Source organism: Sphingomonas sp., from assembly GCF_013816785.1.
GTDB lineage: Bacteria > Pseudomonadota > Alphaproteobacteria > Sphingomonadales > Sphingomonadaceae > Sphingomicrobium.
This window is the reverse complement of sequence record NZ_JACDDV010000052.1, coordinates 1-14,805: the sequence shown is the minus strand read 5'-3', so window position 1 is coordinate 14,805 and position 14,805 is coordinate 1. Positions and strand designations below refer to the sequence as shown.

Below are 14,805 nucleotides of genomic sequence, written 5' to 3'. Positions count from 1 at the left end.
ATTGGAGGAGGAGGTCAGGCCGCGGCGGCTCGCCCGGCTGTCCTGGTCGAGGGTGGAGGCGCCAACCTTGAACGTCGCGTTGGCCTCGCCGGCGGGCAGCGCCAGCACTGGCCCGGTCGCGACAGCGTCGAGCGTCAGCGAGCGGCGGGTCGAGCGGCTGCGGTCGCGGGCGGGCGCATTGAACAAATCCTGGTCGCTGCGCGTCGTGCCGCGCGCGATCTCGGCGTTCGCGGTCGACGACAGCCGCCACTTGCCGCGCTGGGTGTTGAGCGCGACGCCGAAACGGACCGCATCGGTCGTTATATCGCGGCTGAGTGGGTCGATTGCGCCGGCGGTCAGCGTTCCCCGTGGAATGCCGAAGCGGGACCGGCCGGTGTCCCGCTCGACCTCACCATTGAAGGTCGCCGAGACATCGCCCAAAATCGTGCGATTGGCGGTGCCCGAAACGCGCACATCCTGTCGAGCGCCGGTCAATGTCCGGAACGGGCGCGGATCGAGCAACGCTGCCGTTGGCTGAAGCGCGATGTCCCGCTCGCTCTCGGCGAGCGACGTGTTACCCTCAACATGGACATTGAACGAAGTGCGCTTGCCGTTGGCGATGATCAGCCGCGTGCCGTCGGCCTGACCCGCGACATAGCCCCCGTCGGTTGCGACGCGCCCGCGAACCTCGGCGCTGGTCGAATTGAAGCGGCGGCGAAGGACGATGTTGACCACCCGCTGGTCGGCCGCATAGCCATATTTGAGCGCGACTTCCTCGGGCAGTATCTCCATCCGCTCGATCGCCTCAGGCGGCAGATCGCGCAGCTCGCGAAAGCCTGAGATGCGCTGACCGTTGAGAAGCACAATCGGCCGCCCGCCCGAGCGCCCGCGAGCGCTGCCTATTTGCGAGGCGACCGCGTCGAGCAAATCCGAAATGCTGGTCGCCCCGGTGGCGCGGATGTCGCGCGAATTGAGTATTTTCTCCGGCGGGATGTCGCCGACCACCGATCCGCGAGGCTTTTGGCCGACAACGACAATATCCTCTCCTTCCGCGCCGTCCGCCTGTTCGGATGGCGGGAGCGCATCCGCCGCCGAAACGCCGGGCGCGGCAGCGCTTGGCCGACCCTCTGGCGCGGCTGTGGCCGCGGGATCGGCGGCGGGCGCCGTCTGGGGCAAATTCGAGGCAGACGTCGACGCCAGCAGCAGCCCAATGAGGGAGGCGGAATGGAACATGGGGCGGGAAACTTACAACTACCGGGAAGGGGCCGACCCACTGGCCGGGGCGGGATGAAGCTGTCATGACTGACCTAATTTGTTCGACGAAAGGGTATGAATTTCATGACGAACGCGGGTCGAGTCGGCGGAATCGCGTCGCTTCTGATTGCCTTTGCACCCTCGGGGGCGAGCGCTGCCAAAGGCCCCGCCGAACAGCGCACGACAGCCGCGATCGAGCGGATTCGGCGGCTCGATCCGATGGTCCATGCGCTGCTGGCGATCGACCCGACCGCGATTGAGCAGGCGCGTCGCGTCGACCGCGCGAAACTTTCAGGACCGCTCGCCGGGCAACCGATCCTGATCAAGGACAATATCGAGCTGGCCGGCGCGCTACCGACCACTGCCGGCAGCCTGGCGCTCAAGGACAATGTCACCGGCCGCGACGCGCCGCTCGCCGCGCGGCTGCGCGCCGCCGGGGCGGTGTTCATGGGCAAGACGAACCTAAGCGAATGGGCCAACATCCGTTCGAACAATTCAATCTCCGGATGGAGCGCGGTCGGTGGGCAGACGCGCAACCCTCACGCCCTCGACCGCAATCCGTGCGGCAGTTCCTCGGGATCCGGTGCCGCGGTTGGCGCGGGGATGGTCGATTACGCGATCGGGACCGAGACCGACGGATCGATCACCTGCCCGGCCGCGATCAACGGCATTGTCGGGTTCAAACCCAGCGTCGGCCTGGTCAGTCGCAGCCGCATCGTCCCGATCAGCGCTAGTCAAGACACTGCGGGCCCGATGACGCACACCGTGCGCCAAGCAGCCGAACTGCTGGGCGTGATCGCCGGCAGCGATGCCTCGGACCCGGCGACTAGCGAGGCCGACAAGCACAAGGCCGGCTTCGCCGCCAGCCTCGACGCGAATTCGCTCAAGGGCAAGCGCATCGGAGTGATGCGCTTCGCCGCTGGCTTCGGCACCGACGGGCCATTCGCACGGGCGCTGGCCGTACTCAAGGCGCGCGGCGCGGCGCTGGTCGAGATCGCCAAGTTCGACGACAAGGACATTGGTGACAACGAGTTCGCCGTACTCCTGACCGAATTGAAGGCGGGGATGAACGCCTATCTGGCGACCACGCCGCCGGCCGTGAAGACGCGCACGCTGGCCGGTTTAATCGCCTTCAACAAGGCCAACGCCGCGACCGAGTTGGCGCTGTTCGGGCAAGAGACGTTCGCCAAGGCCGAGGCGACCAAGGGTTTGGCGGATCCGGCCTACATCAAGGCGCGCAAGATCAGCTTCGAGGCGGCTGGGCCGCATGGAATCGACCGGTTGCTCAAGGAGAACAAGCTCGACGCGCTGATCGGCCCGACCATGCCTCCGGCATGGAAGATCGACGCAGTCAACGGTGACCAGATTTCGGGCGGCGGCGCGGGCAGCCTTGCTGCGGTCTCCGGCTATCCGCACCTGACCGTGCCGATGGGACAGGTGAAGGGCCTGCCGGTCGGCCTCAGTTTCATTGGCCCCAAATGGTCGGATGCGCTGATCCTGTCCTTGGGCTTTGCCTATGAGCAGGCGCGCGGCCCTTTGCCGGCTCCTCGCTTCCTGCCGTCGATCGAGGAGAGCCCCGAAATCGCGCCCTTGCTGGCCCCCGCTAGGCGGTGAGTTTGAGGGCGGCGATGCAGCCGACGATGCCAAGGATGAACAACAGGCGAAGCGTCGTCGTCGGCTCGTCGAAAAAGGCCATGCCGACGGCCACCGTCCCGACCGCGCCGATCCCGCCCCAAACGGCATAGGCTGTACCCATCGGGATCGACCGCGACGCCGCTTCGAGCAAGCCCATGCTGAGCGTCACCGATCCCAAAAAGGCGAGCGTCCAGGGCAAATTTCGAAACCCCTCGACGAAGCGCAGCGCGGTCGTGAAGCCGATTTCGAACAGTCCCCCGACGATCAGCAATGCCCAGGCCATGTTCCGCTCCCGCAACCAATTCTTGGAGCCGCGGGTTGTGCCCGGATGACCAAAGCCAAGTCCATCGCCAATCGATTCATGCCATGGCGCTTCCTGCTATTTTTCGTGCTGCTCGTTATCGGTTGGGCGGTGGCGGTGCCCATGGTCGGATGGGCCGAGGGCCTCCTGCTTGGCTTCGACGGGGCGGCGATCGGGTTTCTGGCTTCCAACCTTTCAACCTTTTCCTATGACGCAAAACGGATGCGAGATGTTGCCAAGGTCAACGACGCCAACCGCGCGCAGCTGCTGGTAATTTCCTTCCTGCTGTCGGTCATAATCCTCGCGGCGGTGATTGCCGAATTGTCTAGCCCCGAAAGCCTGCACCTCCTCGACAAACTGCTCGTCGCGGTCAGCCTGGTGCTGGTGTGGACCTTCGGCAACGCGGTCTACACGCTCCATTACGCCCATCTTTTCTACACCAGCGACGATGGAGGAAAGGATTTGGCGGGGCTCGATTTCCCCAAGACGAAGGAGCCCCTGATCAGCGATTTCGCCTATTTTGCCTTCACGCTGGGCGTGGCGGTGCAAACCAGCGACGTGTGCATCACCTCGCCCCATATCCGAAAAATCGTAACCGCCCACTGCGTCGCCGGCTTCTTCTTCAACCTTGGTGTGCTTGCGCTGACGATCAACGTGCTGGCTTCCGGCTAGGCAGTGGCCTCGAGTGCCGGATGCTCGACCTTGGAGGTGCGCGCGGCGATCAGGCAGCCGGCGACGATCAGGGTCGCGCCGAACAAGGTGGGCAGCGACACATGCTCGCCGAACCGCAGCCAGCCGAGCAGCATCGCCCACAGGAAGCTGCTGTACTCGGTGGTAGAAAGATAAGCCGCGCCAGCGCGCGCATAGGCCCAGCCGAGCAGCATCAGCGAGCCGAGCGCCAGAAATGCCGCCAGCAGCAGTTCGACCGTGTGGCCGGTCGGCAGCGGCGGCGCACCAAGCACCGGGCTGAGCGCCAGGAACGTCAGCCCGAACACCAGATTCTGGAAAAAGGCGATCTCGACTGGCCCTGCAGCCTGCGCCTGCCGGCGCATGACGATGATGTTGAACGCATAGATCACCGCCGAACCGAGGATCGCGATCGAGCCCCTGACCGCCTCCGGGCCGAGGTCGGCCTGCGCCTGGCCGACGAAGATCACGATGACCCCGACAAATGCCAGTAGCGAGCCGCCGACGGTGCGCGGCCCGATCGGCTCCTTGAGGATCGCGCCCGCCAACACCAGCGCCAGCAGCGGGGCAATGAAAGTCAGCGCCACCGCCTGTGCCATCGGCACCCGCGACAGGCCCCAGAAGAATAGCAGCGCCATCGGCACCATCATCACGCCGCGCAGCAAATGAAGGCGGATCGCGGCGCGGCCCGGCCAGCTTTTGCGCGTGGCGAGATAGGGAATGGCGGCCAGCGGAATCCCGACCAGCGAGCGCCACAACAGCGTCGGATAAGTGCCGATCGCCAGCGTTAGCCCCTTCATCATCATGTCCATGATCGAAAAGAGCGCGATCCCCGCGATGGCGGCGGCGTAGGCGGTCAGCGACGGGGCGGGGCGCGTCATGGCGCCGCTCTAGCGAAAGCGGCGAGCGATTCCAGTGTTAGCGCAGAACCATCTCGTCGCCGTGGATTTCGACCGAATCAAATTTGCTGAGAAAGGCTTGGCCGAGCAGCGATTGTTCGGCGCCATCGATCACCACGCCGGTCATGTCGCGAGCTTCCTTGTGGCCCAGCGTGACCGTTTCCAACCTGATCATTTCCCCCGTGAGCTCTCCACCGGCGCCACGGCCGATGACTTCCGACATACCGGGGGTCAGCGCGATCGACGCCCGCTGCGCGTCGCTTTGGGTGAGCGCGATGCCGGTTGCGCCGGTGTCGACCAGGAAACGAACCGGCGCCCCGTTGACGCTCGCGTCGGCATAGAAATGGCCGTCGTAAAAGCGGTGCAGCCTGACCTCGCCGTCCTGGCTCGACTGGTTCTCGATACTTAACGAACGATCGCTGTCCACGTCGATGATTTTGGCGTTGTCCGGATTCGACGGTGAGGAGCGCGACCCGCTCGGCATCATCGCGCCGATCACCGTCCCGATCACCACAACCATGAGCGCGAGCCTGAGCATCGCAGCCGGTGTAAATCGAACAGGTAAAGAGAGGCTGAAGGCCTATTCGGCGGCCTCGGCGCCAACCTCCTCCGCGGCCTCGATCTCGGCCGCCTTGGCTTCGACCAGACGGACGATATGGTCGATCATGCCCTGATCCTGGACATGATGATCGGTGACCCCCGACAGGTAGACCATGTGCTTGCCGTTGCCGCCGCCGGTGACGCCGATGTCGGTTTCGCGGGCTTCACCGGGGCCGTTGACGACGCAGCCCAAAACGCTGAGCGACATCGGCGTCTTGATGTGCTGCAGCCGCTCCTCGAGCGCCTGGACGGTGCGGATTACGTCGAAGCCCTGCCGCGCGCAGGACGGGCAGGAAATGACGCGCACGCCGCGGTTGCGGATGCCGAGGCTTTTGAGGATTTCGAAGCCGACGCGGACCTCTTCCTCTGGCTCGGCCGACAGCGACACGCGGATCGTGTCGCCGATCCCCGCCCACAGCAGGCTACCGATGCCAATCGCCGACTTGACCGTCCCGCCGACGAACCCCCCGGCTTCGGTGATGCCAAGGTGGAGCGGGCAATCTACCTGATCGGCGAGCTGCTGATAGGCGGCGACGGCGAGGAACAGGTCGCTGGCCTTGACCGCCACTTTATAGTTGCGAAAATCATGGTCCTCGAGGATGCGGATATGATCGAGCGCGCTTTCGACGAGTGCCTCGGGACACGGCTCGCCGTATTTTTCGAGCAGGTCGCGTTCCAGGCTGCCGCCGTTGACGCCGATGCGGATCGCGCAGCCGTTGGCCTTGGCCGCGTTGACCACTTCGCGCACCCGCTCGGCCGAGCCGATGTTCCCTGGATTGATGCGCAGGCAGGCGGCCCCGGCGTCGGCGGCTTCGAGCGCGCGCTTATAGTGAAAATGGATGTCGGCGACGATCGGCACGCGCGCGGCGCGGACGATCTGCTTCAATGCGGCAGTCGATTCGACGTCGGGGCAGGACACGCGGATGATGTCCACCCCGGCCTCCTCGCAACGGCGGATCTGGTCGATCGTCGCCTTCGCATCCGAGGTCGGGGTGTTGGTCATGGTCTGGACCGTCACCGGCGCATCGCCGCCCACGGCGACGCTACCGACCATGATCTGGCGCGAGAGGCGGCGCTCGATCGTGCGCCAGGGACGGATGGAAGACATGTCACCAATATAGCTGCGCCACGCCGAAGCGCCAAGCCAAGTGGGCGATAGGTTGCACAACCGACGATCGGCCTTGCGCGCCGCCGACCTGACCGAACAGGCGGCGCGGGCGACACGACCTGTCGATCTCTAGCTGAAACCGCGCGCAAATCGGCTAAAGGGTCAAGATGCCGACTCGCTTTCTCTCGCTGGCGCTTGCGCTGGCGGTCCTCCTCACGTCGCGTCCCGCTGCCGCCTATTGGGAATATGGGCACGAAACCGTCGCCCGTGTCGCCTGGCTGCAGATGCAGCCCGGGACGCGCGCGAGGGTTGCCGCGCTGCTTCGCCAGGGCCGGCTGCTCGAAACGCCCGACTGCCCGGTCAGGACGATCGAGCAGGCGAGTATGTGGGCCGACTGTGTCAAGCCGCTCGATGAGCGTTATTCCTACGCATACAGCTGGCACTACCAGAACGTCGATGTCTGCAAGCCGTTCGACCTCAAGGCGCCGTGTAAGGACGGCAACTGCGTGTCGGCTCAAATCGAGCGCAACGCGCGGCTTCTCGCCAATCCGAAGGTGCCGCAGCGGGAAAAACTGATCGCGCTGGCGTTCCTCGTCCATTTCGTCGGCGATTTGCATCAGCCGATGCACGCCGGCGATCATGGCGATCTCGGCGGCAACAAGGTGGCAGCCAATTACGGATTGATCGGCGGGCGGACCAATTTGCACGGTATCTGGGACGGCTGGCTGGCCGAACGGGCGATCACCAGTCCGCCTGCGGGTGCCAGGGCGCTGCTGGCGCAAGTGCCGACGGCCGAGCGCCGGCGGGTCGCCGGTGGCACTGTCGAGGAATGGAGCCGCGAGATGTGGGCCAAGGCGCGCAACCTTGCCTACAAGACACTGGTCGACGATCCGTGCGGCGAAGCGCCAGTTGCGCGGCCGACACTTGATGAGTCCGAGGTTCAGGCGCTGATTCCCGAGGTCCGCCAGAACGTCGTCGCCGGGGGCCTGCGGCTGGCGCGACTGCTCGACGATGCCCTCGGCCCTGAGCACAAGGCCCCCGATCAGAAGCGTTAGTCGTTTTCGCTCTTCGGCGGGCGGCCGCGGCGCACTGGCTGGGGTTTGCCCAACTTCGCCCCGCGCTGCTTCATTGCCTCGCGCAGCAGGCATTCGACCTCGGCGTTGACCGAGCGCAGGTCGGCGGCGGCGGCGCGTTCGATCGCCGCCCACAAGGCGGGGTCTACCCTCAACGGGTAAGCCTTTCGCTCGCCGGCCACGGTCCGCTTACTGGTAAAGCGTGCCGGTGTTGACCACCGGCTGGGTGTCGCGCTCGCCACACAGGACCACCATCAGGTTCGACACCATCGCAGCCCGGCGCTCGTCATCCAGTTCGACGACGCCTTTTTCGCTGAGCATCGACAGCGCCATCTCGACCATCCCGACCGCGCCCTCGACCAACGTCTTGCGCGCGGCGACCACGGCCTGCGCCTGTTGACGGCGAAGCATTGCCCCGGCGATCTCCTGCGCATAGGCAAGATGGGTGAAGCCGCATTCGTCGACCGTGATGCCGGCTACCGAAAGCCGCGCTTGCAGCTCCTTGCGAAGCTCGATTCCGACCACGTCATGGTTGCCGCGCAAGGTCACCTCGAGATGTTCGAAGTCATCGTATGGATAGCGCGAGCCAATGGTGCGGATCGCCGCTTCGACCTGGACCTTCACGAACTGCTTATAATCGTCGACGTCGAACAAAGCCTGCGCCGTGTCGACCACGCGCCACACGATTTGCGCCGCCATCTCGATGGGATTACCGCGCAGATCGTTGACCTTGATCCGATCGGAAATGAAATTGTTGGCGCGGACCGAGACCTTCTTCTTGCCGTACCACGGCAGCACCCAGCGCAGCCCGGTGGCGCGGTCGGTACCCTTATAATCGCCGAACAAGGTGATCGACACCGCTTGGTTGGGCTGGAGCATGTAGAAGCCCGGCGCGATCAGCAGGATCGCGATCGGAGCGACGATCAACGCCAGCATCGGCACCAGTCCGGCAAGATCGTTGGCTAGGCTGACGATGCCGTAAATCTGAATCAGGATCACGACCAGCAGGATGATCAGCATGAGATAGCCGCTCGCCGTGGCCGCTGGCCGCTCGCGGTTGCTGGTCAAGGCGGCGACGGTGGTTTCGGTCATCAATGCCTCCTTTTAAATTGATATCATATTAGTATCGCTTTTTCTGGCGCGTCAACTGGAATGGGCGGACGGCACGCGCTAGGGCGCGGCATGAGCTGGAAATTGATGATCCACGGCGGGTCCGGCGCGATGCGGCCCGGTACCATCGGCACCGATCAGGAAGCGCGCGCGCTGGCCGGGCTTGATGCCGCGCTCGACGCCGGTCAGGCAATCCTCGCTGCGGGAGGAAGCGCGCTCGACGCGGTCGAGGCGGCGGCGCGAGTGCTCGAAGACGACCCGTCGTTCAACGCCGGGCGCGGCAGCGTCCTCAATGCCGAGGGCATTGCGGAGCTTGATGCAGCGATCATGGACGGGCGCGACCGAAGCGCGGGCGCGGTGGCAGGGCTTCGCACCATCCGTTGCCCGGTCACCGCAGCGCGCGCAGTGATGGAGCACAGCCCACATGTCCTCCTGACCTATGATGGCGCCGAGGTATTCGCGCGCGAGCAGGGGCTGGAGACGGTCGCCAACGAGTGGTTCGTGACGCCCGATCGGCGGGCGCAACTCGCTCAGCTAGTGGCGGACGGGGGCGAATTCGACGCCGACATCAAATATGGGACGATCGGCGCGGTCGCATGCGATGTGAATGGTCATGTCGCCGCCGCTACCTCTACCGGCGGCTTGACCGCCAAGCGTTGGGGCCGGATCGGTGATTCGCCGCTGATCGGGGCCGGCACATACGCCGACGACCGAGCCGCGGCGGTCAGCGCGACCGGTCTTGGCGAAGTGTTCATCCGGGGCGCCGCCGCGCACGAATTATGCGCGCGGATGCGGATCGGCGGCGAGGGATTGCAGCAAGCGCTCGACGCGGTGCTGGCGGATATCCGGGGCCTCGGCGGTAACGGCGGCCTGATTGCCGTCGCCCCATCGGGGGAGGCGGCGTGGGGTTTTACGACCCCAGGCATGTATCGCGCAGTCGCCGGGCCGGATGCGCGCGAGATCAGAATCTACGACGACGCGTCGGAACGGTAGGGCAGCGCATCCCGCGCCCACGCGAACTCCTGCTGGATCGCCGCGCGTTCGCCGGTCAAAAAGTCCGCGACCGCCCGCCGGAACCCGGGATCGGGCAGAAAATGTGCTGATTTTGTAATCACTGGCTCATAGCCGCGCGCCAACTTATGCTCGCCCTGCGCGCCAGCCTGGACCGTCGCCAGGCCGTGTCCGATCGCCCAGTCGATCGCGCGATAATAGCTCAGCTCGAAGTGGAGATGACGGCGCTCGGCGTTCGACCCCCAATAGCGGCCGTAAAGCGTATCGGCGCCAATAAAGTTGAGTGCCCCCGCGACCGGCTCGCCCTCCTCCAGCGCAAGGAACAGCAGCGCCGACTCGCCCATCGCCGCCCCAACTCCGTCGAAAAAGGCGCGGGTCAGATAGGGATGGCCCCATTTGCGCATGCCGGTGTCCTGATAGAAGCGCCACATCGCGGTCCAGTGCGCAGGCTCGATCTCGGCCCCGCGCAATGCGACTACCTCCAGCCCCTCGCACGCCACCGCCCGCTCCTTGCGGATCGCTTTGCGCTTGCGGCTTGTCAGCGCGCCCAGAAACTCGTCGAAACTGGAATAGCCACGGTTGAGCCAGTGATATTGTAGACCGTCGCGTATCAGCCAGCCGCGGGCCTCGATGGCTTGAGCATCGGAATCGCCGAAGAAGGTGATGTGCGCCGACGACAGGCCGTTCTGGACCGTCACCGTCTCGAGTGCGGCGAGCAAAGAGGCACGGTCATCCCCCAGGAGCCGCCGCCCCAGGCAGGGCGTGAACGGCACCGCGACCTGCAGCTTGGGATAATAATCTCCCCCGGCTCGCTGCCAAGCGTCGGCCCAGCCATGGTCGAACACATATTCGCCCTGGCTGTGGGTCTTCAGATAGGCCGGCGCCGCGGCGACGGTGCGGCCGGCGCGCTCGACATGGATCGGAAGCGGGCTCCAGCCGGTGCCCGCACCGACGCTGCCCGAGGTTTCGAGCAAAGACAGGAACGCGTGACTGAGGAACGGGTCGCCGTCTCCCGCCAGCGGATCCCACTCGGCCGCCGGCAAATCGCCGACGCCGTGGCCGATCCGCGCGAGAAGTTCGGGCTCACGGTCGGCCATCGGCTTCCCAAATCAGCGCGTCAGCGAGCGGCAAGGCGGCGCGCCGCTGGTCGGCGGTGGCGATTGTCCAGCTGTAAACCGGCAACCTCGATCGCGCCCGAACCACCCATGACCGGGCAAGCGCCGCGCGGTCGACCGCCAGAAATTGTGGATCTGCCAGCTGCATCGCGAACCAACGTTTGAGCCGGGACAAATTGTCCCTTACCACCAACCCGCGCCGGATCGCCGGCGCGTTGGTCTTGAGCCAGCGGGCCAGCCGCGGATCGAAGCTCATCACCCCGAAGCGCCCGCGGTAACCGCCGAGCGCCCGTACCAGCGCCGGGCCGAAGCGCCAGTGATCGCCCTCGATCTTGACCTCGAGCAACAGCGGAACGTGACCACCGACCAGCGCAAGTAAGCTCTCGAGTGTTGGAATCGACCGGCCGCCGACCTGGAGTCGGCCGATTTTGGCCAGCGTCGAGCCCTCGATGGTCATCGGGTCGCCGCACATCCGCGTCGCATCGCGGTCGTGGAACACGACGACCTCATGGTCGGCCGTCAGGCGGAGGTCGCATTCGATGCCGGCGCCAAGCTCCAGCGCGGCAGCAAAAGCGGCGAAACTATTTTCAAGGAAGGCGTCACCATGATGAAGTCCGCGATGCGCGAAGCCGTTGCGCCCCGGATCGAGCGGATCAGCTCCTGATCGCGACGACCGCATCCACCTCGACCGCGACTCCCAACGGTAGCGCCGGCACGCCGACCGCCGAGCGGGCGTGGCGCCCGGCCTCGCCGAATACCTCCTGCATCAGCTCGGAGGCGCCGTTGCCGACCTTGGGCTGGTCGATGAAGGTGCCGGTCGAATTGACGAATACGCCCAATTTGACGATCCGCTCGACCCGGTCGAGCGAGCCGAGCGCGGCTTTCATCTGGGCCAGCAGCATGATCCCGCAGCGGCGCGCGGCGGCAATGCCCGCTTCGAGGTCCATGTCCTCGCCCAACCGGCCCTTGATCGGACTCTTGTCCTCGGCGAACGAAACCTGGCCCGAAATGTACAGCAGGCCATTGACCTCGACCGTCGGGACATAGGCGGCGACCGGCGCAGCCGGTTCGGGAAGGGTGATGCCGAGTTCGGCAAGGCGGTTTTCAATGCTCATAGCCGGTGCCTCAACACGCGAAGGGGCTCGCGGTCAACCCTTTCGCTCGACCGCGAACCCCGCCCAGCTTTGCGTCACCGGCATCAGCTCCAGCGCGTTGATGTTGAGGTGCGGCGGCAGGGTCGCGACCCACCAGATGGTGTCGGCGATGTCCTCGGCGGTCATCGGGTCCATGGCCGCATAAAGCGCGTCACTCGCCGCCTGATCGCCGCCATTCCGGACCAGCGTGAACTCGGTTTCGACCATGCCGGGCTCGATCGAGGTCACCCGCACCCCCGACCCGGCGAGGTCGCATCGAAGGCCGAGCCCGAACTGGCGCACGAACGCCTTCGACCCCGCATAAACCGCGCCGCCGCGATAGGGATAGGTCGCCGCGACTGACGACAGGTTGATCACCGCCCCCTTGCACTCGATCAGCTTCGGCAAAAGCGCCCGGGTTAGCGCGACGAGACCGGTGACATTGGTGTCGATGACCGTGTCGAGCGGCCCTTGCTCGGCGTCCTGCAAACTGCTCATCGGCGGCGCTAGTCCGGCATTGTTGAGCAGCAGGTCGACCCCGCGAAATGGATCGGGCAAGGCGTCGATCGCCGCTGCGAAGACGCCCGTATCGTGCATGTCGAGTTCAAGTCCATGGAACGCCGCGCCGAGTTCCCCCGCCAGTGCGTCGAGCCGCTCGCGCCGCCGCCCGGTGCCGATCACCCGCCACCCGCCGGCGACGAACTTGCGCGCCGCGGCCTCGCCAATCCCGGCGGTGGCGCCCGTGATGAATGCGGTCTTCATGTTAGTCGCTCCATGATCCAGTCGGCCGCGGTCGGCCAGTCGTCGATGCGGACATGCGCCTGCTCCGCCGTCGGCACGGCCGGCGCCAGCCGCGGTTCGGCGACCATGTGCAGGCGGAATACCTCCGGCGCATGCTTGGCGACCGAAGCGTGGTGGACCGGCAGGTCGTCGACGAAGGCGGTGCGCGTCGCGCCGTATCGCTTGATGATTGCGCGCGCCGGCACGCCCTTGCCGCCCGAATTGGTGACCACTTCATGGGCGATGCCGTGGCTCGACAATTGCTCGACCCGCCACGGATGAGCCTCGTCGCTGAGGTTGGTGAGAATGACGATGTCGGCCACTTCCCCAATTCGGCCAAGCGCATCGATTGCGCCCGGCACTATTGTTTGGCGATGCATCTCGTTCCGGAAAAACTCGTGGAGCAGTGGCCACACTTGCTCGACTGGGACCATCTCGCCGGTCGCCTGGTCGGTCATCGCCTCGCCAAAACTGCCCGTCTCGAACGCGAAACTAATGCCGTGGGCCTCGTCGAGCCAGGCGTCGAAATGCGACACCATGTGCAGCAGCACTTCGTCGCAGTCAGTGATCAGGAGGGGACGGTTCATGCCTTGAGCGCCACGCCAGCCGCGACCAGATGGGCTGGCTTCACTCCGATCTCCTCGGCAACCGCGATCAAGTCGGGCTCATGGCTTTCTAGGAAGGCGATCGTCGCGGCCAGCAGGCTCCGCTCGCCGGCGCGGGCGCGAAGCTCATTTGGGGACAGTCCGGTGAGGTCGAGGAACCGCCGCGCGCGCCGTTCGTCGGTAAGTGTCGCGGCCAGCGCTGCGAGGGCGGTCGCTTCGGCGTCATTTGTCGATTCCGTCAACATCGCCTAATTGCCGGAGTGTTGTGTGGGGGATAAACGCGTGGCCAAGATCCTGGTTGTCGAGGACAACGCGCTCAACATCAAGCTGTTCTGCGACCTTCTCGCCGCACATGGCCACGAACCGCTGCCGATCACCGACAGCCGCGAGGCGCTCGAGGCCGCGCGTGGCTTTTCACCCGATCTTGTGATTACCGACATTCAATTGCCCTATGTCACCGGTATCGAGCTGATGGAACTGCTGCGCGCCGACGAAAGTCTAAAATCGGTTCCGATCATGGCAGTCACCGCCTATTCGGCCGCGGGCGACGACGAGCGCATTCGCGCGGCCGGTGCGCAGGCCTATGTGTCGAAGCCGATTTCGGTGATGCGCTTCGCCGAGACGGTCGAACAATTGCTCGACGCTGGGCGAGTCAGGGAAGATGAGCAGGTGGATCCCGGGTCGAACCCGGGATGACCGCTACGCGGTCACTTGATCTTGGCTTCCTTGAAATCGACATGCTTGCGCACGACCGGGTCGTATTTGCGAAACGACATCTTCTCGGTCGTGTTGCGCGGGTTCTTCTTGGTGACATAATAGAAGCCGGTGTCGGCAGTGCTGACGAGCTTGATCTTGACGGTTGCCGGCTTGGCCATCGCGACGATCCTGAATCTGCAAAAGAAAGAAAGCGGCACGCAAGCGCCGCTCGAAGGCGGCTCAATGACGCTGGGGGCCGATTTTGTCAAGCCGAGCGCCCGCGCCACGAGCCCGCCACATCGGGCTTTGACTCAACGTTAACCGATTTGGGTGAAGCTGCCAGCGTCAACGAAAGAGAAACGCCATGGCGCATCCCGAGTCGCTTTCCCTTGTCCGCACCCGCATCGGCATCCAGATCGCCGAGATCGAGAGCCGTGCGGCAAAGCTCAAGCCGGTCGATATCTGCGCCAGGATGGCGGCGATCCGGTCGATGGCGGCCGAGCATGGCCTGATCGCGCTCGAGGGACTCGCCGATTATGGTGCGCACCACGCGCTGATGCCCGGTCACCGCGAAGCTACCCGGGCCTGCCTAAGTCACATGGACGAAGCGCTCCACAGCGAGCGCGCGCAGGACCGCGAATCGATCCTCGCTGCGCTCGCGCTGCGGTTGCACTAGAAATTCGTCATTGCGAGGAGCGAAGCGACGAAGCAATCCAGTGCGCGAGGCTGGATTGCTTCGCTACGCTCGCAATGACGGAACGCTAAAGGCACCGTCTCGATGCTCAAGCATTGTCTCCGCGATGCGCGCGTTTTCCCAAC

General features: G+C 65.2%; 21 protein-coding genes. 7 read left to right on the top strand and 14 right to left on the bottom strand.

Annotated elements, in window-relative coordinates; all coding sequences use genetic code 11:
* The coding region (locus H0W65_RS10370) for a TonB-dependent receptor plug domain-containing protein (RefSeq protein ID WP_294007340.1) at window positions 1-1,212 on the bottom strand (1,212 nt) is incomplete at its 3' end.
* A gap of 105 nt (window positions 1,213-1,317) precedes the next feature.
* Between H0W65_RS10370 and H0W65_RS10365 the strand changes: the two genes are divergently transcribed.
* Window positions 1,318-2,847, top strand: a complete 1,530-nt coding sequence (locus tag H0W65_RS10365; protein WP_294007338.1) for an amidase — start codon at window positions 1,318-1,320, stop codon at window positions 2,845-2,847.
* Here H0W65_RS10365 and H0W65_RS10360 read toward each other — a convergent pair.
* Window positions 2,837-3,151 (bottom strand): multidrug efflux SMR transporter, encoded by a 315-nt coding sequence (locus H0W65_RS10360; protein ID WP_294007336.1) that lies wholly within the window; start codon window positions 3,149-3,151, stop codon window positions 2,837-2,839. The genes H0W65_RS10365 and H0W65_RS10360 overlap by 11 nt on opposite strands.
* Before the next feature lie 45 nt (window positions 3,152-3,196).
* Here H0W65_RS10360 and H0W65_RS10355 point away from each other — a divergent pair, with 45 nt between their 5' ends.
* Window positions 3,197-3,841: a DUF1345 domain-containing protein gene (locus H0W65_RS10355; protein ID WP_294007335.1), complete on the top strand. Its 645-nt coding sequence runs from the start codon at window positions 3,197-3,199 to the stop codon at window positions 3,839-3,841.
* Here the strand turns inward: H0W65_RS10355 and H0W65_RS10350 are convergent.
* Genes H0W65_RS10350 through ispG form a run of 3 tightly spaced genes read right to left on the bottom strand, consistent with a single transcriptional unit; the run spans window position 3,838 to window position 6,463 of the window.
* Window positions 3,838-4,737: a DMT family transporter gene (locus H0W65_RS10350; protein ID WP_294007333.1), complete on the bottom strand. Its 900-nt coding sequence runs from the start codon at window positions 4,735-4,737 to the stop codon at window positions 3,838-3,840. The two genes, H0W65_RS10355 and H0W65_RS10350, sit on opposite strands and share 4 nt — an antisense overlap.
* Before the next feature lie 37 nt (window positions 4,738-4,774).
* Complete coding sequence (locus H0W65_RS10345) at window positions 4,775-5,275, bottom strand: TIGR02281 family clan AA aspartic protease (protein WP_294007332.1); 501 nt, start codon at window positions 5,273-5,275, stop codon at window positions 4,775-4,777.
* Between the two features lie 60 nt (window positions 5,276-5,335).
* A complete protein-coding gene (gene ispG / locus H0W65_RS10340) occupies window positions 5,336-6,463 on the bottom strand; it encodes a flavodoxin-dependent (E)-4-hydroxy-3-methylbut-2-enyl-diphosphate synthase (protein ID WP_294007330.1) in 1,128 nt (375 codons plus the stop codon).
* Window positions 6,464-6,630: 167 nt separating this feature from the next.
* Here ispG and H0W65_RS10335 point away from each other — a divergent pair, with 167 nt between their 5' ends.
* The gene (locus H0W65_RS10335; protein ID WP_294007328.1) at window positions 6,631-7,518 is read left to right on the top strand and encodes a S1/P1 nuclease; all 888 of its coding nucleotides are present in this window, start codon (window positions 6,631-6,633) and stop codon (window positions 7,516-7,518) included.
* On the opposite strand, the gene H0W65_RS10330 is transcribed toward H0W65_RS10335, so the two are convergent.
* Together H0W65_RS10330 and H0W65_RS10325 are read right to left on the bottom strand one after the other, a co-directional pair.
* The gene (locus H0W65_RS10330; protein WP_294007326.1) at window positions 7,515-7,691 is read right to left on the bottom strand and encodes a toxin-antitoxin system HicB family antitoxin; all 177 of its coding nucleotides are present in this window, start codon (window positions 7,689-7,691) and stop codon (window positions 7,515-7,517) included. The genes H0W65_RS10335 and H0W65_RS10330 overlap by 4 nt on opposite strands.
* A gap of 34 nt (window positions 7,692-7,725) precedes the next feature.
* Entirely contained in the window at window positions 7,726-8,628 is a 903-nt protein-coding gene (locus H0W65_RS10325; RefSeq protein WP_294007324.1) for an SPFH domain-containing protein, read from the bottom strand.
* Window positions 8,629-8,718: 90 nt separating this feature from the next.
* On the opposite strand from H0W65_RS10325, the gene H0W65_RS10320 reads away from it, so the two are divergent.
* Window positions 8,719-9,639: an isoaspartyl peptidase/L-asparaginase family protein gene (locus H0W65_RS10320; protein ID WP_294007322.1), complete on the top strand. Its 921-nt coding sequence runs from the start codon at window positions 8,719-8,721 to the stop codon at window positions 9,637-9,639.
* Here H0W65_RS10320 and H0W65_RS10315 read toward each other — a convergent pair.
* The 6 genes from H0W65_RS10315 to H0W65_RS10290 are packed head-to-tail and all read right to left on the bottom strand — an operon-like array spanning window position 9,615 to window position 13,535.
* Window positions 9,615-10,754: a GNAT family N-acetyltransferase gene (locus H0W65_RS10315; protein ID WP_294007320.1), complete on the bottom strand. Its 1,140-nt coding sequence runs from the start codon at window positions 10,752-10,754 to the stop codon at window positions 9,615-9,617. The two genes, H0W65_RS10320 and H0W65_RS10315, sit on opposite strands and share 25 nt — an antisense overlap.
* On the bottom strand, window positions 10,741-11,451 hold the full coding sequence (locus H0W65_RS10310; protein WP_294007318.1) for a glycerophosphodiester phosphodiesterase family protein: 711 nt from the start codon (window positions 11,449-11,451) through the stop codon (window positions 10,741-10,743). The genes H0W65_RS10315 and H0W65_RS10310 overlap by 14 nt, the downstream gene beginning before the upstream one ends.
* Window positions 11,426-11,887 (bottom strand): RidA family protein, encoded by a 462-nt coding sequence (locus tag H0W65_RS10305; protein ID WP_294007316.1) that lies wholly within the window; start codon window positions 11,885-11,887, stop codon window positions 11,426-11,428. Before H0W65_RS10305 ends, H0W65_RS10310 begins: the two co-directional genes overlap by 26 nt.
* Window positions 11,888-11,920: 33 nt before the next feature.
* Window positions 11,921-12,667: an SDR family NAD(P)-dependent oxidoreductase gene (locus tag H0W65_RS10300; RefSeq protein ID WP_294007314.1), complete on the bottom strand. Its 747-nt coding sequence runs from the start codon at window positions 12,665-12,667 to the stop codon at window positions 11,921-11,923.
* Window positions 12,664-13,272 (bottom strand): HAD family hydrolase, encoded by a 609-nt coding sequence (locus tag H0W65_RS10295; RefSeq protein ID WP_294007312.1) that lies wholly within the window; start codon window positions 13,270-13,272, stop codon window positions 12,664-12,666. The genes H0W65_RS10300 and H0W65_RS10295 overlap by 4 nt, the downstream gene beginning before the upstream one ends.
* Complete coding sequence (locus H0W65_RS10290) at window positions 13,269-13,535, bottom strand: DUF3572 family protein (RefSeq protein WP_294007310.1); 267 nt, start codon at window positions 13,533-13,535, stop codon at window positions 13,269-13,271. Before H0W65_RS10290 ends, H0W65_RS10295 begins: the two co-directional genes overlap by 4 nt.
* Before the next feature lie 46 nt (window positions 13,536-13,581).
* Here H0W65_RS10290 and H0W65_RS10285 point away from each other — a divergent pair, with 46 nt between their 5' ends.
* Entirely contained in the window at window positions 13,582-13,986 is a 405-nt protein-coding gene (locus H0W65_RS10285) for a response regulator (RefSeq protein ID WP_294007342.1), read from the top strand.
* An 11-nt stretch (window positions 13,987-13,997) separates the two neighbouring features.
* On the opposite strand, the gene rpmG is transcribed toward H0W65_RS10285, so the two are convergent.
* Entirely contained in the window at window positions 13,998-14,165 is a 168-nt protein-coding gene (gene rpmG, locus H0W65_RS10280) for a 50S ribosomal protein L33 (protein WP_294007308.1), read from the bottom strand.
* On the opposite strand from rpmG, the gene H0W65_RS10275 reads away from it, so the two are divergent.
* Window positions 14,158-14,307 carry a hypothetical protein gene (locus H0W65_RS10275; protein ID WP_294007306.1) on the top strand — a complete coding sequence of 50 codons (150 nt, stop codon included), beginning with the start codon at window positions 14,158-14,160 and terminating at the stop codon, window positions 14,305-14,307. The genes rpmG and H0W65_RS10275 overlap by 8 nt on opposite strands.
* Before the next feature lie 43 nt (window positions 14,308-14,350).
* Window positions 14,351-14,662: a hypothetical protein gene (locus H0W65_RS10270; RefSeq protein WP_294007304.1), complete on the top strand. Its 312-nt coding sequence runs from the start codon at window positions 14,351-14,353 to the stop codon at window positions 14,660-14,662.
* Window positions 14,663-14,805: the final 143 nt, after the last annotated feature.